This is a genomic window from Martinezella sp. CNPSo 3964 (genome assembly GCF_057784375.1).
In genome coordinates this window covers 394,543-412,741 of record NZ_JBXSOW010000004.1, presented here as the reverse complement: position 1 = coordinate 412,741, position 18,199 = coordinate 394,543, and the positions used below count along the sequence as shown (strand labels likewise).

Sequence of the window (18,199 nt, the reverse complement as noted above, 5' to 3'; positions counted from 1 at the left end):
TTCCATGGTTCATAAGAATACCCGTCCGACCGTCGCCGACATTCGTGCCATGAAGGCGCGGGGCGAAAAGATTTCCATGCTCTATGTCACGACGCCGGAGGAGGCTGCGGCCGCTGACGCCGCGGGTATCCACATGCTTTCGATCGAAGGTCGTTTCTTCTCGCCGGAGATGCGCGCAGCGGCGGGGCGCTGCTTCGTGCAGGTCGGCCTTCCCTATGGCGGATGGGGCAAATTCGAGGGCCGGCCGCTTGCGACCGCCGAAGACTATCTGCGTGCCGCCTTTCATTTTTCCGCCATGGGGGGAGATTGCTTCTACTGCGCGGCATCGCTGGATATCCAGAAAATGCTTTGCGACAATCACGTCCCGATCGTCGCCCATGTCGGGTTGATTCCCTCCTACATTACCTGGACAGGGTTTCGAGCGGTGGGCAAGACGACACAGGAGGCGCTTGACGTCTTCCGGCACGTCAAGCGGCTCGAGGCAATCGGCTGCTTCGGCGCGGAGCTGGAGGTCGTGCCGGATCGCGTCGGCGAGCTGATCTCCCGGAATACCTCGATGATCATGCTGGGCATGGGCGCCGGGCCAGGTGCGGATGCGCAGTATCTCTTCGCTGAAGACGTGCTCGGCCACACTGACGGCCATCGGCCGCGCCACGCCAAGACCTATCGCAACTTCGCCGCTGAGTTCGACAGGCTACAGAAGGAGCGTATTGCCGCCTTCCGTGAATTCATCGCCGATGTGAACACCGGCGCCTATCCGCAGCAGCAGCACAATGTCGCGATCGGCGACACGGAATTCAACGCTTTCAAAGCCGAACTCGGCCTCTGATCAACAAAGGAAAATCCCATGCTTAAAGTTGGCCTTCTTGGTGCCGGCCGCATTGCCGGTGTGCACGCCAGCGCGATCTCCAGCCATCCGAGCAGCACACTGGTTGCCGTATCCGACATCAACACGGTGGCCGCAGAAAAGATCGCCGGCCAGTACGGCGCCGAGGCGCGAGACACCGACGCCATCCTCGGTGACAGCGCAATCGACGCTGTGCTGATCGCCACCTCCACCGACACGCATTCCGACCTCATCGAAAGGGCGACGGCGGCTGGCAAGGCGGTGCTTTGCGAAAAGCCCGTCGATCTCAGCCTTGCGCGGGCGCTTAGCTGCCAGAAGACCGTTGCGGCCACTGGCCGTCCCGTGATGATCGGTTTCAACCGCCGTTTCGATCCGAACTTTTCGACGCTGAAGAAGGCTGTCGATGCGGGTGAGATCGGCAAGCCGGAGTTGCTGTCGATCACTTCCTTCGATCCTGCTCCGCCGCCGGTTGCTTATATCAAGGTCTCGGGCGGTCTCTTCCGAGACATGATGATCCACGACTTCGACATGACGAATTTCATTATGGGCGTGGCGCCGGTCACGGTGACGGCCGTCGGCTCATCCATCGTCGATCCGGCAATCGGAGAGGCAGGGGATGTCGATACGGCTGTGGTGACACTTACCTATGCCGATGGCCGCATTGCCGTCATCAAGAACAGCCGTCGCGCCGTCTATGGCTATGACCAGCGGGTCGAACTGCTGGGCTCTGAAGGGCTGCTGCAGGCGCAGAACATGCTGGAAAACACCGTCGTGAAATCGACAACGCAAGGCGTGACCGGCGCCAAGCCGACCTATTTCTTCCTGGAGCGCTACATGCCGGCCTATGCGGCCGAATGGGCGGCTTTCGTGGATGCGGTCAATGGCAACAAGGTTTTGCCGGTGACGCTTGCTGATGGCGTCGCCGCGCTTGCCATGGCGGAAGCGGCAACCCTCTCGGTCAAAACCGGTGCTCCCGTCTCGCTTGCGACCGTGCTCGGCTGAGTCTCGCAGCGTCCTCTATGGCGGAAAGACAAATCCAAACGGTCGCGCCAAAGCGACGGAAGTCCCTCCTTCCGCAGTATCAGGAGATCGGAAATGCTGCCATCCTCAGATGTGAAGGCGCCGCCCAGCATACGAGATCTTAAGCAGTTGATAGTCGAACGGCGCATCGATTTTCCGGCCCTTCCGGAACAAGCGATGCGCCTGCTTCTCAGTCGGCCGGAAATCATTGCATTCGGGACGCTGCAGTCGGTCGCGCGAACTTGTGGCGTTTCGCGAACCACCATCATCCGACTTGCGTCTCGAAGCGGATATTCGAGCTTCAAGGAGATGAAGGGCGCCTTTCGCCAACACCTGCTCTCCGTCGCCCGGACGAAGCAATAATCGGCTTGGATAACAGCAAAGGCTCTTGCGATGACTTCTTTCGTTATCATTGGTGCAGGGGAGTGCGGTGCCCGTGCTGCTCTAACCTTGCGTGAGCGCGGTTTTGCGGGAGATGTGACGCTCATCGGCAGTGAGGCACTCCTGCCCTATGAACGACCGCCCTTGTCCAAGGCGGGACTTCTGCAGCGCGCCGAGCCGAAATGGATCGCGGATGTCGGCCGCTACGAGGAGCTCGACATCGCAATTCGGATCGGTACAACCGCAGTTGCCATCGATCGCCTGCAAAAGACAGTCGGGCTCTCCGATGGCACAACACTCGGCTATGACAAATTGCTTCTGACGACTGGCGCGAGACCGCGGGAACTCGCCAATGTCGTCAATTCGCATGGTCACATTTGTTCACTGAGAACCCATTCAGACGCCATGGTGCTGCGGCCATTCCTGAAATCTGGCCGATCCATCGCGATCCTTGGCGGCGGCTTCATTGGTCTTGAACTGGCGGCCAGCGCCAGAACGCTTGGCGCATCGGTCATCCTGCTCGAAGGACTGCCTCGTATTCTGTCGCGAGGTGTCCCGGCGGAGATCGCTGCGCGGATCGCAGATCGTCACGCGGCCGAAGGGGTAGACATCCGCTGTGGCGTGAAAATTCTTTCCGTCACAGATACGGCTGCAGGTGTTTCGATAGCTCTCGAAGGAGCTGATACGATCGCCGCCGACATTCTAGTCGTCGGGATCGGCGCCATTCCAAATACGGAACTGGCTGCGGTTGCTGGTCTTTCGATCGAGAACGGCATCTCGGTGGACAGCAACTTGCGCACGAGCGATCCCGACATTTTCGCGGCGGGTGACTGTTGCTCCTTTCCTTCGGTTCATTTCGGTGACCGTCGGCTTCGCCTTGAATCCTGGCGCAACGCACAGGAGCAGGGGGTTCGTGCCGCGGCTTTCATGATGGGGGCGACCGAGGCATCGCTATCCGTTCCCTGGTTCTGGTCGGACCAGTATGATCTGACACTCCAGGTCGCAGGCCTTGCCGATAGAGCCACGACGATGATCTGGCGCAATCTCTCTGAGGATGCGTTCATCCTATTCCACCTGGATGGAGATGGAAAAATCCTCGCCGCAAGCGGTATCGGACCGGGAAATTCGGTCGCCCGCGACATTCGCCTGGCGGAAATGATGATTGCAGCAGGAAAGCGGCCCGATCCGGCAGCACTTGCGAACCCGGAAATGAAACTGAAGCAGTTGCTCGCCGCCTAGCGGCCTACCCGAAACCTGACGTAGAGAATGACAACAATGATGAGCTCATATGTCCTGACCGTATCCTGCCAATCGACGCGTGGGATTGTTGCGGCGATCTCGAACTATCTGGCCGGTGAGGGCTGCAACATCGTCGATTCCAGCCAGTTCGACGATCTCGATACCGGCATGTTCTTCATGCGCGTCTCCTTCATCTCCGAAGAAGGCGTTGGCGAGGCCGCCCTGGTGGAAGGCTTCAAGCCGATCGCCGACAAGTTTGCCATGGTGTCGGAGTTCCACGATGCCAGGAAGCGCATGAAGGTGCTGCTCATGGTGTCGCGCTTCGGCCATTGCCTCAACGACCTGCTCTATCGCTGGAAGATCGGCGCCTTGCCGATCGACATCGTCGGCGTCGTCTCCAACCATTTCGATTACCAGAAAGTGGTCGTCAACCACGACATCCCCTTCCACCACATCAAGGTGACGAAGGACAACAAGCCGCAGGCCGAAGCGCAGCTTTTGGATCTGGTCGAACAGACCGGCACCGAGCTGATCGTGCTCGCCCGCTACATGCAGGTGCTGTCGGATGCGCTGTGCCGAAAAATGTCGGGGCGTATCATCAACATCCACCATTCCTTCCTGCCATCCTTCAAGGGGGCGAACCCCTACAAGCAGGCCTATGAGCGCGGGGTGAAGCTGATCGGCGCGACGGCGCATTACGTCACGGCCGATCTCGACGAGGGTCCGATCATCGAACAGGACACGGCGCGCATCACGCATGCGCAGTCGGCCGACGACTATGTCTCGATCGGCCGCGATGTGGAGAGCCAGGTGCTCGCCCGCGCCATCCATGCCCATATCCACTTCCGCACCTTCCTCAACGGCAACCGCACCGTCGTCTTCCCGGCGAGCCCCGGTTCCTATGCCTCCGAGCGCATGGGGTAAGTGATGGCGCGCGCGACAGTGATCGACGGGAAACAGGCAGCAGCATCGGTGATCGAGGCTGTGAAAGTTGCAGCGGCAGGGCTTGAGAGTGAGGCCGGCGTGAAGACCGGACTTGCGGTCGTCATCGTCGGCGACGATCCGGCCAGCCATGCCTATGTGAACTCCAAGAGCAAGATGGCGAGGGAATGCGGCTTCAAATCCATCCAGCACACGCTGCCGGCGGAAACGACGCAGGAAGCGCTCGCTGCCCTGGTGCAGTCGCTGAATGACGATCCCTCCATCCACGGCATTCTCGTGCAGCTGCCGCTGCCGAAGCATCTCGATTCCGATGCGATCATCCAGTCGATCAAGCCGGAGAAGGATGTCGACGGCCTGCATGTCGTCAATGCCGGCAAGCTGGCAACCGGCGATCTCGAAACCGGACTGATCTCGTGTACGCCGGCCGGCGCCATGCTCTTGGTCCGCTCCATCCATGGCGAGGACCTGTCGGGGCTCAATGCCGTGGTCATCGGCCGCTCGAACCTGTTCGGCAAGCCGATGGCGCAATTGCTGCTCAATGCCAATGCGACTGTCACGACGGCGCATTCGCGCACGAAGGATCTCGCCTCCGTGGCAAGGGGCGCCGATATCCTGGTGGCAGCCGTCGGCCGTCCGGAGATGGTGAAGGCGGATTGGGTGAAGCCGGGTGCGACCGTCATCGATGTCGGCATCAACCGCATCGATGCGCCGGAGCGGGGCGAGGGCAAGAGCCGTCTGGTGGGCGATGTCGCCTATGCTGAGGTCTCAGACATCGCCGCAGCCATCACGCCGGTTCCGGGCGGTGTCGGCCCGATGACCATCGCCATGCTGATGGCCAATACCGTCAGCGCTGCCCATCGCTCAGCTGGCAGAAAGCCGCCGAGATTCTGACAAACGCTTCTGAGGAGAGAATCTTATGTTCGAATCTCATCAAGAGCAAATAAAAACCCAAGTGTCGCCATCGATTCGTCGATGCCTGTGGGTGGATTAATTGGGGCGTTGTTATGGTACCGCAGAATAAACCGCGGTGAACTGCAAGAGCGAAGCTCCCCGCCGAATCTTTACCATAGCCCATCGGGCGTGACCTTCCGATGAAATTTCGCATTGAAATACTTTCGCGCCGGCGCGAAAGTCTTATTCAAGCAACTTTGGGCGATCCTCAGGGAGGGAGCGATGCGACTCTTGGTGGTTGAAGATGATCCGTATTGGCAGCAGGCGATAGAGGGCATTGTCAGCCATCGGCCCGAGTACCGAATTGTCGCCCTTTGTAGCAATCTTCGCCAGGCGTTGCGCAGCATGCGGACGGAGCACTTCGATCTGATGATCGTCGATCTCGGTCTACCCGACGGATCAGGCATCGAGGCTATCCGAGCAGCGCGGAAATATCAGCCAGACGCCGATGTCCTCGTCGCGACGGTCTTTGCTGACGAGGCAAACGTTGTTGCCGCAATCTTTGCCGGAGCGACGGGATACCTACTGAAGGAGAGCACGCCAACGCAATGGAGCGCTGCGATTGACGATCTTCGAGCAGGACACTCGCCCATCGATCCGAAAATCGCTCGTCACATTCTCGCTGCCGTGCAACAGCGAACGTCCACGGCTCAGCTCTCTCCCAGAAGCGATATCCGTTCATCTCCGGTAAACGCCGTCGCGGGTGATTTCGAAGATCCAAAACTGTCGCCGCGCGAAATTGAAGTGCTCCAACTCGTCGCCAAGGGATTTACACTTGTTGAGGTTGCCCGCTTTCTCAAGCTATCTCCGCATACGACGCGTTCGCACGCGAAGGCAATCTACCGCAAACTTGAAGTCAACACGCGCGGAGAGGCCGTCTTCGAAGCCTCCCTTCTCGGGCTCATCTGAACAGGCGAAAATGGAAATATCGACGAACGCGCCCGTCCTGCAGCCCACAAGCCGACATTTGGCCCTTGTGGCAATCATTATCGCTGTCGTGGCCATCATTCCGCTAGCGGTCGTGCAGATGATGCCGTCTTTCGCCCTGGCCAAATGGCGTCTCGACGAGGCGACGCTCAGTCTGCTTCCCCCGGATGGCAATCCGATCGGTGACCGGGTTTCCGACGGGTCATTGCAGGCTACATCGGTCACCTTGCCGGACGCCTGGAACAAGACCCATCCCAACTTTGGCGGTGTCGGGCGTTATCGATTTAACGTCTCCTTGGGCCAGGACGCGCTCGCCGACCGGGCACTGTATATTCCACGTGTCAGCAATCGCTGTGTCATCATAATCAATGGCGTCCCGCTCGCCGGACTGGCAACTGGCGATAGCGCTTCGTGGCGTTGGAATCGCCCCCTCTATCTTACCATTCCTGCGGACAAACTGCATCCTGGCGACAACGAGATCATCATATCGGTCGCGGGCGTGGCAAATAGCAGAGCGGGACTTTCGGAGAGTTTTTTCGGGCCTCGGGATGTGCTCCACCGGGCGTATCGCTTGCGGTGGTTCTTTCAGGTCGATTTATTGTGGATCGCCAATCTGACGGTCATCGTGCTTGCCATTCCATTATTGTTCAGTTGGCTCCGCGATCCGGCCGGTTCGGCAAATTACGGATTATTCGGCGCCGGCTCGATGCTGTTCGGGCTACGCAATTTTCACGGTTTTCTCGACTTTCTTCCGATGCCGGTCGAGTATTGGTGGCCACTCGTCAGCGCCTCGCTGGGCTGGTCTCTTGGCTTCATTTGCGTCTTTTTGCTGCGCTGTTCCGATTGCTGCTGGCGCAGGTTCGAAACTACACTGACGGTATTTACCGTTGCTGGGTCGAGCGTTCTCTTTCTCTTGCCGACCAGTCGCTTCATGGCGTTCTCGCCCTGGGTCTGGTATCTTCCGCAGGTCCTGATCGGTCTGTTTTGCGTTGGCATATTTACTCACTGTACGATTTCGAGGCCGACGCTCCATCGGGTCATTCTTCTGATTGGTGTCTTGGCACAGATCGGACCTGCCATTCATGATGTCCTTTGGATCGGAGGTTTTGGGTCTTTCTCGAGCGTGCTTTGGATGGCGCTCAGCTTTCCTGTCACCCTGATCCTGACGAGCGTTCTTCTTGCGGACGATATGGCGCGGACCAGGGCAACACTCAGCAGTGTGAACAAGGTTCTCGAAACACGCGTTGCTGCTGCCCGCCAGGACCTCGAAATGGTCTATGAGAGCAGGCGGATCGCGGAACGGGAGGCTATCGGTACGGAAGAAAGATTGCGGCTGATGCGCGACATGCATGACGGCGTTGGCACGCGGCTATCCCTACTGCTGAGCGGCCTGACACGAGGCGAAATTTCGGCGATTGAGGTCGAGCATGCCGTGCGCGCGTCGCTTGAGGAGCTTCATCTGCTCCTTGATGCGCGCGGCCCCAGCACTACAACGCTGATCGACGCATTGGCAAATCTCCGCTATCGACTAGGCCCGCGCTTGACGGCGGTTGGGGTGGAAACGCGCTGGGAAATCGATCCGGGCGCAGAAAACCTCACGTTTTCTGCCGAAGCGACCCTGCATGTGCTTCGTATCATACAGGAATGCATCACAAACTCAGTCCGGCATGGGCAGGCGAAGGTTGTAACCCTCAGGCTCGCATGCCCCGACAAAGCTCAGGAGCCAAGTAAAGGTGATGCAAGAGTGGAGTCTTGCGTCGTCATGGTGATCGATGACGGGATCGGTATTGAAAATGCTACAGCCGCCACAAAGGGCGGAGGGCGCGGCCTGGTGAACATTAAAGCAAGGGCCGACGCCCTTGGCGGGACGTTCACGCTGCAATCCGATGCGGCAGGGACGGTGGCACGCCTGGGCCTATAGAGCATCTGTCCGGTGCAGGTCTGCAATGAGATGCGGAACGGCAAGATCGGGAGACGCTGCCTTCATAACGCCCTGGACTCGCTTATAGCGCCACCCGCGGCCCAACTATTTGCCGCGTTCGGGGGCTGGAATTTCAAGAAGAACGCTTTTGGCCGACTCCATCAACCGCAATGGTATTTCGTCGTCGCTCGCCGGCTCGACGGCTGAGCATGTCCCGCAGCGAAAATAGTTCGCGATCTTGCCGGACGAGAGTGTGATCTCGATCGTATGACCGTAGGGGTCGGATCCGTACTGCACACGAAAGCCATTGTTGGAGCAACTATCGCCGCTTGGGGAACATGCCAGGCGGATCAGGCAGGTTCGGACCGAACAGAGAACGTCTCCCTTCATTTTTGCGGTTGCCTGAGCGACCTCGGCACTTAAGCATTTGCGATACTGCGCGTTGTCCGAAGCAGCCGCACCACAGGCATCGGCCATCTTGTCCAGTTGAAACGACACCGCTTCATTCGCGTGCGCGGGGAATGAGGTTGCGAACACCATGGCGACTGCCATGAGGATGGCCTTCATTGACAGGTCCTCTGCGTTGGTTGGGTTATTGGCATGAAAAGACCAGCCTGTTACCGGCAAGCCCCGATACCTTCGGGAAATCTGGAAATCTGCAGGCGGCAAACAGAAGCTCGAACCTATCGGATGCATCGGGAACGCCAGCTCCCATCACAGCTTGTGTCCTGCCGGGACCAATCGTATCGTCACCGTAATTCTGTTTCCTGCAATCGAACAAGCCGGTTCCGCGACCGCTGAGGGAGCAGAACGAAACACTAACCTTGTATTTGCAGGAGTTTCCGAGGATGTTTTCGAAGAAGCCGTGCCCCGCTTTGACCATCCGGACGCACGAAACGGCCGAACTATGCTTGGACTGGGCATCGGTATTGCCGGAACGTTCAGAAACTGGTTTTGAAGTTTGATCGGCGGATGGATCGCTATCGAATCCCGCGAGCAATGAGTCGCTCGCCTTATCCGCAATTGTATCGCGCTGGGCAGTCTTTTTGCGTTCGGTAAGCTCCCGTGGTTCAGGTTGCTGGGCAGTAGGCCCGCCACTCCTTGACGTTCGTTTGTCTGCCTCAGCAGGCTGTGCCAATCCAGTTCCCGACAGGCAGCGTTCCACGTCCTGCAACGCCTGTGCTGCCCATGGATATGCACTGGCTCGCAATTCGAACCGTATGTCGAGAAAGCTCTTGTAAGATCGTGCAACGGCATAGAGAGATCCAATGCCGGTTTCATCGTAGCGAACATCGGCGCAACTACGCATGATGGTAGCGGACACATCCACGAAACCGTCGATTACCCTTCCATTCGGTAGTTGCACCTGTTCTGCTGCAGCATTATGTGCGGCGAAGAGCAAAAGGAGAAAACCCACCGCTGCGATTGTTCGGCGCATGCTACTCTCCATTCGTTGCGATCACCAATGTATTCAAAAGCTCTAGGACACCGATCGACGGGAGGTCAGTTGCAATGCCCTTTGCCGGTATCGTCGAATTTGCAAATCGAGCCATTTGCCAGCTTAACCGAGTGGGCATCGAGCATCTCGCCACGGATCGTCGGCTTGCCTTTGAATTCCGAAGGGCAGGATGCTCCCTGCACGACGATCTTTCCTGTCGCTTTCCAGGTCTTGCCCGCTCGCGTCGTAAATTTTTTGCATCCGTCGACCTTGGTTTCCTTGAGTTGGAGTACAGATGTTGCTGCCTGCGCCATTGGCGTCACAACGGTGACGAGAAGGGCGACGATGATGGGCAATGCGATGGATTTCATGGAGGTCCTCGCCTGTTGTTGAAGCTGCTTTAGGTTGAAAGTGAAATCGGCCTATTTGCATCCCCGCAGCTCAATCGAAAGATGCGAGGATGCCACTCGGTCTGATAGACCGAAGCAAATACCGCGGCCTTTCGCGGTTAGAATTTGTAGGAAAGCGCTACGCGGACAGTGCTCTGATCGAAGCTGACCCTGCGGTTGGCAAACGAGCCAGGCAATGACTGGAAATCATAGGTTTTCCTACCGAAGCCGTCGTAGATGTATTCCAGCCGTCCGATCCAATTGGGCGTGAACGCGTATTCCGCTCCGGCGCCGACGTTCCAGCCTACCAGATCCTTCGTGATCGAATTGGAGACGCCGACGAAGTTATTGGTTTGAGTCACCTTGTCGTCGGCAAAGGAAACACCGCCTGCCGTGTATAACAGCAGGTTGTCGATGGCATAGCCGACGCGGCCGCGAACGCGGCCGATGTAAGAGCCTTCGGATTCGGCGTGGCGGGTTCCACCGCGGGCGTTGAGATAGTCTTTGCCCTCCTTCCAGCCGTCGTAGCCAAATTCACCTTCGCCGCCGAAAACAACGGAGCCCACCTGGTAGTTGAAGCCGACCAGACCGCCGCCGGTGAAACCGTCAGGCGAAAGCGAAACGCTCGTCGATCCGCCAAGGCTTTTCAACTTGTTTGTTCCAAAGGCGCCACCAGCGTAGCCCCCAACATAAAAGCCCGTCCAAGTGAATGGTGAAGTCGTCGGTGCTGGTGGCTGGGGAGACTGGGAGCTAAGGTCAGCGGCGAGCCCCGCTACGGGAGAAAAGACAAGCAAGGCGGCAACAAGAATGGCATTTTTTGTCATGACGATCCTTCATTCGGCAAGAGATTTTCAACGGCTGCACAAGACGTGCGCGAGGTTTCGCATGACTATTTTTCCGGATGACGGGATGTATTCGCATCCCGCATTTGAGGGGTCTCACCATTCGATTACGCATCGTCACGGAGACCCGTTGCAATTCCGCAACAGGACAGTGCCGGTCCGCATTTACAATGTACCGATAAGAGGATGAAGGAGGGCGACCAGTTCGCTTTGACGGTGAACGCCAAGCTTTGCGAAGACGGCTTTCAACTGCGACCGGCTCGTCTGATAGGTAATCCCCAAAAAGATAGCCGTTGCGGACAAAGAAGCGCCCTTCGCCAATCCGATTGCCAACCGTGCTTCCGCTGCGGTCAGTTCAAACGTTGCGCGCAATACCTCTGAAGCACTTGCCGCTAATGCGAGCAACGGGCGAATGATCAGCAAAAAACATGGCTCCGCGGATGCGAGCAGATCAAAACCAGCCCGTGCACTCCGCGCCATTGGATGGGCAGCGATCGAGTATAGAGCGTCTGCATGGCGAGCTTGTATGGTTTCATGACCAACAGGGAGTAACTGTCCGCGCACGACCCTCGCCAGCTGCTCCGCGACGGTTGCAGCCGTTTGTGGGGATAGGAACTGCAGCTGGTCGCCAGGTGCTATGCGTACGAGTGTAGCATCGTCCGCAAGCTCCAGTGCGGCTCTGTTTGCCGCCAACACGCGACCTTTGGAAGAAAGCACAAAAGCCGGATCGAGAATCGCTTCAACAATGTTTGCGCGGCTGGCCGCCCTTCCATCAGCTATTCGGGTGCGCAGCATTGACAGCGCTTGCTTCATCGCTGGCGCCAGCGTTCGCATCACTGGCTCAACGGCGAAGTTGATCCGTTCGTTATCCTGTGCAGCATAGTGTACAACAAATTCCGCACTTCGTTCGCGATCGGCACTGAGTTTGATAGCCGTTGCTGCGTCACTATCGGGCAGGTGTCGTAGAAAATCGGTGTAGAATTCGGTGTTGCGGAACGAGGAGGATGGAAGGTAGTCCTCGGTTCTGCGCAGCGTCATCACCGGAAGCGCGAGATTGAACGGCGTCCAGCCGCTAATGGCACCATAGTGTTCGGCAAACTTCTTTATCGCACCGTTTTCAAAACCGGAATGAACCAAGGGGATATCGCGGTAAGCCTCTCGGTCGTTGGCGAGGAAGAGTGTTTTTGCGCCTGGGATTAGTTCGCAAAACGTGTCGGCAAAGAGCTGCCACTGATCGGGATTGAATGCTGCATCCTCGATAATAGCTGAGAGATCGTCGATGATACGTCTGTGATGCTTGTTCAAGTGCAGCACTGTTTCTGGAGGTGAGGTCAGCATAAAGAGGACGCGTCTGCTGCGATTGCAGGAACACTCGAACAATGGCTATGCTGATAGCAGAGCCAATTTATCAGAAGGCTGTGTACTAAGGTTAGGCGCTGAAGTCTCTTAACGCAGTGGCTCTGCACGCACATACCTCATTTAGGGGATGCGCGCCGCTACCTTGATCTTGCATCGTTAGCGACTGATGGATCTGCGTCGTCTTGGATCAATGGCTAAAGCCGCACGATGTTGTGGCTGGGTGGCTCGGAAATTACCGACAGAGGGAACCATGGAGTCGAAATTTTACCTGGCGATGATTGCGTGCAGCATCGCCACGGTGGCAAATGCTGCCGATTGCGATTTCGGCAGACCGATCGGTAAATGTACACCGACGATCACGCTTGAGCGGGCATATGGCTCCGCACCGAGTTATGGCGCGGAGTTGCTGGTGCGAAGCTCGGCGCGGAAATGCTCCAGGGTCGAATATTTCGTCAATTCGACACCCTACGAAACGGTGCTGAAAGATAAGAATGAGGACAGCGAAAATCTCTTTGGAACCAAGCCTATCTCAAGGCGAGATATTCGGATCAGCGGATGCACCGCATTTGCTGCGAAGGGCGAGTCAACCTCTCTTGGAACTGCACCAGCGACTGGCGTGGCGGTAGGCGGCTTTTCCGGTCGTTGGTCGGGGCAGGTGCGCTGGCTATTTGTTTCCGACCCCACTGACATCGTCATCAACGCCCGAGGCTCCGCAGTAACCGGCATATGGCATGATGGCAAAAGTGGGTTCAATACGCCGTTCTCCGGCTCCGTTAATGGCAATACTTTGACGTTCAGCTATGTTGCACAAGGTGACGGGTCCCACGGAACCGCGACCATGATCATCACCGGACAAGATGCCGCGACCATAACATTTGCGGCGGCTCCAGCGACTTTCTCGGGATCGCTCAAACGCTCTCCGTAACGCTGATTTATCGATTTCCATCAAGAATTTGTCCGGCCCGAGGATTCATAAATTCTCACTTGGGGCCGCTTGTGTGGTATCGCAGCATTATTTCACCTCCACGCCCTCTCCTCAGGGCTGGATTTATATAATCATCTGAGGACACAGCCGGTGATCGCAGTAGAATTTTCGCTACTGAAGAATTTCATACGGATAACTCTTGTAACAATCGGGCCTTGGGTTCGATTCCTTTCACATCATTACAGATCCGATTTGGTTGACTGCGGGTCGTGGTCTTTGAAAGTGGCGTTGCAGCCAAGCGCGGGGCCAGCCATGCGGTCAAGATGCTGCTACGCGCCAGCCAGCGCGACCAACTCTTGATGCATGCTCACTACCGCCGGCGCCAGAACGGCAGACCGAAAGCTGCCTAGCCGATCAGAAGGGATCGTTGGCAAACGTGGCTCAGAACCAAGGGCCGATTTGCGCGAAAGGGGCATGCGCTATCGCAGAACTCCATATTCTGCGACAGGGAAGCGGTCGCTCCGATTCTAAAAGGACTCGCGGCAAGCCAAAGATTGACAGTTAACAAAGCTTCTGCAAATAATTGGTACCAGGTCGATACAGCCTGCTGCTTGCGCCCCATCGGGGTTCGGTGAATGTATCGAGCCGCTTATGGCTCCCTTTGCCCGAACGAACAGGTCAGCAACGCAAGCCCCTGACACTTACCGTTCGTTTTAGCAAAGGATCATCTCATGCGCGATTTCCGCGATGCCAAAGCTATGGCGCAAACGCTACGTGAAGCGCTTCACGCCAAATCTGTCGTGTTCACAACCAGTGAGAGCCAAGAACTCGTTGCTCGAATTCTTGGCTTTCGAGACTGGAACGTCTTGGCCGCAAGGATTAAGGCAAGCCCGTCGTCTGCGACCTTCGTTAACGCAAGTACGTCAATTCCAGCCGGAGCTGGCATTCCCATCGTTCCCATGCGGGATCTAGTCCTGTTTCCGCATATGATCTCGCGGATTTTCGTGGCACGCGAGAAAACCCGCCAAGCCGTGGAACGAGCTATTGTCAGCGATCAACGCGTTCTCGTTGTTGCCCAGAGAAATGGCAGCGACGATCATCCAAGCACTCTGAGAGCCCTCAATCCGGTGGGGGTCATTGCAAACGTGATAGATCGCCAGACACAGGTGGACGGGACGCTCAAAGTTACCGTACGCGGACTTCAGCGAACGGGCATCGTCCGTTTGACTGATGATGGTTTCCTAGCGGCGCAGGTTAGGCCGATGGACGATGAACGCGGCCAGTCGACGGAGGCGGCCGCCCTTTCGCGTGCGGTTCTTGATGCGTACCAGACTTACGCCAAAGTCGACTTTTCTGCACTTCCGCCGGGATCCAAAGTCAGGTTTGGCCTACCTTCGATCGGGAACCCCAGCCTGTTAGCCGACACGGTCGCCCCGTTGTTGTCGATCACCATCGAACAGCAGCAACAACTCTTGGAAACCAGTGACGTGGTGACTCGTCTGGAAAGACTTATTGAGCTGATGAGCGCTGGCCGCCCCAAAACCGCCGCATAACTCCTAACTTTCGCGACAAAAGCGCCGAGGCTGAAGCCTAAGAGGAGTTTGTGTCGCATAACTCAGTCGCGGAAATCAGGGTTTCACGACCGATTTCCGCGACTGCCAATGACCGATTTCGGCCCCAAATCGGTCATTCCGTAGATAAAGCGGGTGTCCGCTACGGAGGAATCTCAAACGAACAGCGTTTGCAATAACAGGGTTGTCGGTTCGAGTTGGTTCAAGAGCAGATACAGTTTCCGGCGTTCGAAATCCTGCCTAAGATTGCCAAAGCGCCTCACTGTGATGATGTGACGCCGCCTCAGACCGCTTTCCCCAAGCCGAGTGGCGTTAAGCGGGGCAGCGTGTCGGTGCCTTTATCTTCATGGAGTAGTTCGAGGCAATGACGTTTCAGCCGCGAAAACTCGGGCGACGCGACGATGTCGGTGGAACGCGGACGCGGGAAGGGGACTATGATCTCTTCGTGGATGCGGCCGGGTTGCGCCTTCATCACGATGATGCGGTCGGCGAGCAGCAGAGCTTCGTCGATATCATGCGTCACAAACAGGATCGTCTTGCGAAGCTCTTCCCATATGGCCAGCAGCAATTCCTGCATCTTCAGCCTCGTGAGGGCGTCGAGCGCTCCGAAGGGCTCATCCATCAGGAGTAGGCGCGGCTGGTTGACCAAGACGCGGGCGATTTCCACCCGTTGCTGCATACCGCCGGAAAGTTGGGCCGGGTACCGATCGGCAAAGCCGTTCAGGCCGACGAGGTCGAGCATCCTTTGCGCCTCGCGCTGTCGCTCTTGCCTTCCGACGCCGCGCATCTTGAGCCCAAACGCAACGTTGTCGCGCGCGCTCTTCCAGGGAAACAGGGTATGGTGCTGGAAAACGATCCCCCGTTCGAGATGGGGGCCGCTAACCGAGCGACCATCGACATGTAATCGGCCGCCGGCGATCTCGATATGGCCGGCAAAGGCGCCAAGGAGCGTCGATTTTCCACAACCGGACGGACCGAGAAGACAGATGAACTCTCCGGGAGTGACGGAAAAACTGACATCTGAGACTGCTTCGAAGGAAGTTTTTCCTTTCCCCAGACGGATGGAAACCCGTTCCGCCAGAATTCTCCCGGTCTCGGATCGGGGCAGACGCTGATGGGTGTTCATCGGGTCTTTTCCTTCTTCTGCCACGGGATCAATGCATTGCCGGCGGCTCGCAGCAAGGTGCTGCTGCCCATGCCAAGTACGCCGATCACCACCATTCCGACGATAATTTCGGGATAATTTTGCAAGGAGTATGCTTCCCAGGTGTAATAGCCGATGCCGAATTGGCCGGAGATCATTTCGGCCGTTACCAGACAGAACCACGACGTGCCCATGCCGATTGCGAGGCCCGTGACGATGCTCGGTGCGGCGCCGGGAAGGATGACTTCGAAAAGCATCGCACGTCGGGTACTGCCGAGGCTGCGCGCTGCTGCGATCAGGCGCGGATCGACGCCCTCGACGCCATGGATCGTATTGAGCAGGATGGGAAACAGGGCGCCGGTGAAGGTGATAAAGATCATCGACAGCTCGGACGACGGAAACATCAGCACTGCAAGCGGTATCCACGCAACTGCCGGGATCGGCCGCAGCAATTCGAGGGGCGCGAGCAGGAGATCTGAAGCATAGCGCGACCGGCCGATGATCAAGCCGAAGGCTATGCCGACGACGCTGGCGATCACATATCCGGCAAATACTCTTTCGAGACTGCTGGAAACATGCGCGAAGAGCTTCGGCGATTGGGCAAAGCCCAGGGCGGCCACAAGGACCTCCATCGGCGAAGGCACGTTCCGGAAAGTGACCAGGCCGAGGTCGAGCCGCAGGGTGGACGCGATCTGCCATAAGAGAAGACAGATAGCGATCGAACCTATGCGGCGCAGCCAAGATCCGTAGTCAGGACGCGTCCACGTCGTCATCATAGCCTCAATTGCTTGCCACGACAGAGGATTTTGCGGTGAGGAAATCAAGTACTGCGCCGCCGTGGGCCTTGGCCCAGCCTTCGGCATTCTGCTTGAGCAGAAAGGCGCTGATCTCCCCGTTGTCGCCGCGTACGAACCAAGCCTGGTTGCCGAGCAGTTTGATGCCACTCTCCCGATCCTGCGCATAGAAAACGCGGATGGTCTTGCCTTCGCCTTCGAGCGCTTTCAAGGTCCTGAATGCATTTTCCGCCGTGGCGTAATGGCGAACAAGGGGCTCGCCCTTGACCCAGATCTCGGCGACGCGCTTTGGATCCTTGATCGGTTCGCCAGTCGCCGCATCCTTCGCATCGAGCGGAAGCTGGTCATAGTTGTTCAGGCTCGCCTCGTAGTCGAGCCCGGACGCCTTGAAGGCAGCCTTGATGAAGCGGTCGTCGATGAAACTGTCGACGTCGAGCCCGGTGTCGGCCTTCTTCAGGTATTTCAACGTTTCGATCGCCGTGCCGACAGCCTGCCGATATTCTGGCTTCCAGGTCAGATCACGGGTCTGGAGACCCAGCGGACCGTGAAACAGATAATCAACCTCTGCTTCGACCCCCGTCACCTTGGCGATGAGCTCACTATACTTCTCCGGCTCCTTGGCGATCAGTTGATCGGCTTCCAAGGCCGCGCGCAGGTAGGCCGTGACGACCTCGGGATATTTTTCGGCATAATCCGCATCGACCAGCGCGCCATGGAAGGTCGGACCGTTCGCCTGCGCGCCGTCATAGATCTTCCGCGCGAAGCCGCGCCAGGGATAAAGCTCGGCAAAGGGCACAAAATCGGCATGTGCTTCGATCTGGTTGGACTTCAGAGCGGCGCCGGCGACTTCAGGGGCTTGAGCGATGATATTGACATCGGTTTCCGGATCCCAGCCTTGAGCCTTGATGGCACGTAGCAGCAGACCATGCGAGGTGGAGGCGAAGGGAACCGAAATCGTCTTGCCCTTAAGCTCCGAAATGGACTGGATTGGGGAGTCTGTCGGCACGACGATGCCGTTTCCGCTCCCTTTGACGCTACCCGAAAGGACCGAGATGAACAGGCTTTTGCGTCCCGCCTTTAGATGAGCGAGGCCGTTGAAGGAACCGGGGAAATCCGCCATTACGCCGAAATCGAGCCTGCCGGCAATCTGCTCGTTGGTGATCGGCGCACCACTGGTGAAGTTCTTCCATTGAATGTCGTAGGTCGCATCCTTGTATTTGCCGTCATGCGGCAAGTATTTTTCGAGAAGGTGCAGTTCCCGGATCAAAAGGCCGCCGGTTGCCGTATTGATCGTGGTGTCCTGCGTACCGATGGCAACGCGAATAGTTTCGGCACGAACTGCGCCGGTAAAACTGATCGCAATCAAAGCTGCAACTGCCAATGTTAAGCGAATATGCATTGTGCCACCCCATGTGATCCCGCGATGGGAAATCTCCGAATTCTTGCCGAGACAGCCAGCCGTCGTTCATTGGCAGGTGTCGTGCAAACTTATGTGGCGTGGGCAGTGAC

Annotated in this window: 17 protein-coding genes; 9 read left to right on the top strand and 8 right to left on the bottom strand. The window is 57.5% G+C overall.

Translation table 11 applies throughout. The features are described from left to right. Window positions 1-4: 4 nt before the first annotated feature. The 7 genes from AC13Q5_RS15880 (at window position 5) to AC13Q5_RS15850 (ending at window position 8,228) form a co-directional block, all read left to right on the top strand. Complete coding sequence (locus AC13Q5_RS15880) at window positions 5-829, top strand: 3-methyl-2-oxobutanoate hydroxymethyltransferase (protein ID WP_488502326.1); 825 nt, start codon at window positions 5-7, stop codon at window positions 827-829. A gap of 18 nt (window positions 830-847) precedes the next feature. After that, window positions 848-1,849: an inositol 2-dehydrogenase gene (gene iolG, locus AC13Q5_RS15875; protein WP_488502325.1), complete on the top strand. Its 1,002-nt coding sequence runs from the start codon at window positions 848-850 to the stop codon at window positions 1,847-1,849. A gap of 411 nt (window positions 1,850-2,260) precedes the next feature. Beyond that, window positions 2,261-3,487, top strand: coding sequence for an NAD(P)/FAD-dependent oxidoreductase (locus tag AC13Q5_RS15870; protein WP_488502324.1), 1,227 nt, complete (start codon window positions 2,261-2,263; stop codon window positions 3,485-3,487). A 39-nt stretch (window positions 3,488-3,526) separates the two neighbouring features. Continuing rightward, the gene (gene purU / locus AC13Q5_RS15865) at window positions 3,527-4,411 is read left to right on the top strand and encodes a formyltetrahydrofolate deformylase (protein WP_488502444.1); all 885 of its coding nucleotides are present in this window, start codon (window positions 3,527-3,529) and stop codon (window positions 4,409-4,411) included. A gap of 3 nt (window positions 4,412-4,414) precedes the next feature. Continuing rightward, window positions 4,415-5,320: a bifunctional methylenetetrahydrofolate dehydrogenase/methenyltetrahydrofolate cyclohydrolase FolD gene (gene folD, locus AC13Q5_RS15860; RefSeq protein WP_488502323.1), complete on the top strand. Its 906-nt coding sequence runs from the start codon at window positions 4,415-4,417 to the stop codon at window positions 5,318-5,320. Between the two features lie 282 nt (window positions 5,321-5,602). Continuing rightward, window positions 5,603-6,289, top strand: coding sequence for a response regulator (locus tag AC13Q5_RS15855; RefSeq protein WP_488502322.1), 687 nt, complete (start codon window positions 5,603-5,605; stop codon window positions 6,287-6,289). A gap of 10 nt (window positions 6,290-6,299) precedes the next feature. Next, on the top strand, window positions 6,300-8,228 hold the full coding sequence (locus AC13Q5_RS15850) for a sensor histidine kinase (protein ID WP_488502321.1): 1,929 nt from the start codon (window positions 6,300-6,302) through the stop codon (window positions 8,226-8,228). 105 nt (window positions 8,229-8,333) lie between these two features. Here the strand turns inward: AC13Q5_RS15850 and AC13Q5_RS15845 are convergent, their stop codons facing one another. From AC13Q5_RS15845 to AC13Q5_RS15825, 5 genes are all read right to left on the bottom strand, one after another. Then, the gene (locus tag AC13Q5_RS15845; protein WP_488502320.1) at window positions 8,334-8,795 is read right to left on the bottom strand and encodes a hypothetical protein; all 462 of its coding nucleotides are present in this window, start codon (window positions 8,793-8,795) and stop codon (window positions 8,334-8,336) included. Window positions 8,796-8,820: 25 nt separating this feature from the next. After that, window positions 8,821-9,666, bottom strand: coding sequence for a hypothetical protein (locus AC13Q5_RS15840; RefSeq protein ID WP_488502319.1), 846 nt, complete (start codon window positions 9,664-9,666; stop codon window positions 8,821-8,823). 65 nt (window positions 9,667-9,731) lie between these two features. After that, complete coding sequence (locus AC13Q5_RS15835) at window positions 9,732-10,037, bottom strand: hypothetical protein (RefSeq protein ID WP_488502318.1); 306 nt, start codon at window positions 10,035-10,037, stop codon at window positions 9,732-9,734. A 137-nt stretch (window positions 10,038-10,174) separates the two neighbouring features. Continuing rightward, window positions 10,175-10,879: an outer membrane protein gene (locus AC13Q5_RS15830; protein ID WP_488502317.1), complete on the bottom strand. Its 705-nt coding sequence runs from the start codon at window positions 10,877-10,879 to the stop codon at window positions 10,175-10,177. Between the two features lie 183 nt (window positions 10,880-11,062). Beyond that, window positions 11,063-12,235 carry a helix-turn-helix transcriptional regulator gene (locus AC13Q5_RS15825; protein WP_488502316.1) on the bottom strand — a complete coding sequence of 391 codons (1,173 nt, stop codon included), beginning with the start codon at window positions 12,233-12,235 and terminating at the stop codon, window positions 11,063-11,065. A gap of 271 nt (window positions 12,236-12,506) precedes the next feature. Between AC13Q5_RS15825 and AC13Q5_RS15820 the strand changes: the two genes are divergently transcribed. Then, window positions 12,507-13,181 carry a hypothetical protein gene (locus AC13Q5_RS15820; protein ID WP_488502315.1) on the top strand — a complete coding sequence of 225 codons (675 nt, stop codon included), beginning with the start codon at window positions 12,507-12,509 and terminating at the stop codon, window positions 13,179-13,181. 731 nt (window positions 13,182-13,912) lie between these two features. After that, window positions 13,913-14,734 carry an LON peptidase substrate-binding domain-containing protein gene (locus AC13Q5_RS15815; protein ID WP_488502314.1) on the top strand — a complete coding sequence of 274 codons (822 nt, stop codon included), beginning with the start codon at window positions 13,913-13,915 and terminating at the stop codon, window positions 14,732-14,734. Between the two features lie 301 nt (window positions 14,735-15,035). Here the strand turns inward: AC13Q5_RS15815 and AC13Q5_RS15810 are convergent, their stop codons facing one another. The 3 genes from AC13Q5_RS15810 to AC13Q5_RS15800 are packed head-to-tail and all read right to left on the bottom strand — an operon-like array spanning window position 15,036 to window position 18,089. Beyond that, window positions 15,036-15,878 (bottom strand): ABC transporter ATP-binding protein, encoded by an 843-nt coding sequence (locus tag AC13Q5_RS15810; RefSeq protein WP_488502313.1) that lies wholly within the window; start codon window positions 15,876-15,878, stop codon window positions 15,036-15,038. Continuing rightward, window positions 15,875-16,669: an ABC transporter permease gene (locus tag AC13Q5_RS15805; protein WP_488502312.1), complete on the bottom strand. Its 795-nt coding sequence runs from the start codon at window positions 16,667-16,669 to the stop codon at window positions 15,875-15,877. Before AC13Q5_RS15805 ends, AC13Q5_RS15810 begins: the two co-directional genes overlap by 4 nt. Before the next feature lie 7 nt (window positions 16,670-16,676). After that, the gene (locus tag AC13Q5_RS15800) at window positions 16,677-18,089 is read right to left on the bottom strand and encodes an ABC transporter substrate-binding protein (protein WP_488502311.1); all 1,413 of its coding nucleotides are present in this window, start codon (window positions 18,087-18,089) and stop codon (window positions 16,677-16,679) included. Between the last annotated feature and the right edge of the window lie 110 nt (window positions 18,090-18,199).

Bases quoted from the DNA above. Each gene is read 5' to 3' on its own strand.
- AC13Q5_RS15880 (WP_488502326.1), top strand. From the start codon at position 5: ATGGTTCATAAGAATACCCGTCCGACCGTCGCCGACATTCGTGCCATG.
- iolG (WP_488502325.1), top strand. From the start codon at position 848: ATGCTTAAAGTTGGCCTTCTTGGTGCCGGCCGCATTGCCGGTGTGCAC.
- AC13Q5_RS15870 (WP_488502324.1), top strand. From the start codon at position 2,261: ATGACTTCTTTCGTTATCATTGGTGCAGGGGAGTGCGGTGCCCGTGCT.
- purU (WP_488502444.1), top strand. From the start codon at position 3,527: ATGAGCTCATATGTCCTGACCGTATCCTGCCAATCGACGCGTGGGATT.
- folD (WP_488502323.1), top strand. From the start codon at position 4,415: ATGGCGCGCGCGACAGTGATCGACGGGAAACAGGCAGCAGCATCGGTG.
- AC13Q5_RS15855 (WP_488502322.1), top strand. From the start codon at position 5,603: ATGCGACTCTTGGTGGTTGAAGATGATCCGTATTGGCAGCAGGCGATA.
- AC13Q5_RS15850 (WP_488502321.1), top strand. From the start codon at position 6,300: ATGGAAATATCGACGAACGCGCCCGTCCTGCAGCCCACAAGCCGACAT.
- AC13Q5_RS15845 (WP_488502320.1), bottom strand. From the start codon at position 8,795: ATGAAGGCCATCCTCATGGCAGTCGCCATGGTGTTCGCAACCTCATTC.
- AC13Q5_RS15840 (WP_488502319.1), bottom strand. From the start codon at position 9,666: ATGCGCCGAACAATCGCAGCGGTGGGTTTTCTCCTTTTGCTCTTCGCC.
- AC13Q5_RS15835 (WP_488502318.1), bottom strand. From the start codon at position 10,037: ATGAAATCCATCGCATTGCCCATCATCGTCGCCCTTCTCGTCACCGTT.
- AC13Q5_RS15830 (WP_488502317.1), bottom strand. From the start codon at position 10,879: ATGACAAAAAATGCCATTCTTGTTGCCGCCTTGCTTGTCTTTTCTCCC.
- AC13Q5_RS15825 (WP_488502316.1), bottom strand. From the start codon at position 12,235: ATGCTGACCTCACCTCCAGAAACAGTGCTGCACTTGAACAAGCATCAC.
- AC13Q5_RS15820 (WP_488502315.1), top strand. From the start codon at position 12,507: ATGGAGTCGAAATTTTACCTGGCGATGATTGCGTGCAGCATCGCCACG.
- AC13Q5_RS15815 (WP_488502314.1), top strand. From the start codon at position 13,913: ATGCGCGATTTCCGCGATGCCAAAGCTATGGCGCAAACGCTACGTGAA.
- AC13Q5_RS15810 (WP_488502313.1), bottom strand. From the start codon at position 15,878: ATGAACACCCATCAGCGTCTGCCCCGATCCGAGACCGGGAGAATTCTG.
- AC13Q5_RS15805 (WP_488502312.1), bottom strand. From the start codon at position 16,669: ATGACGACGTGGACGCGTCCTGACTACGGATCTTGGCTGCGCCGCATA.
- AC13Q5_RS15800 (WP_488502311.1), bottom strand. From the start codon at position 18,089: ATGCATATTCGCTTAACATTGGCAGTTGCAGCTTTGATTGCGATCAGT.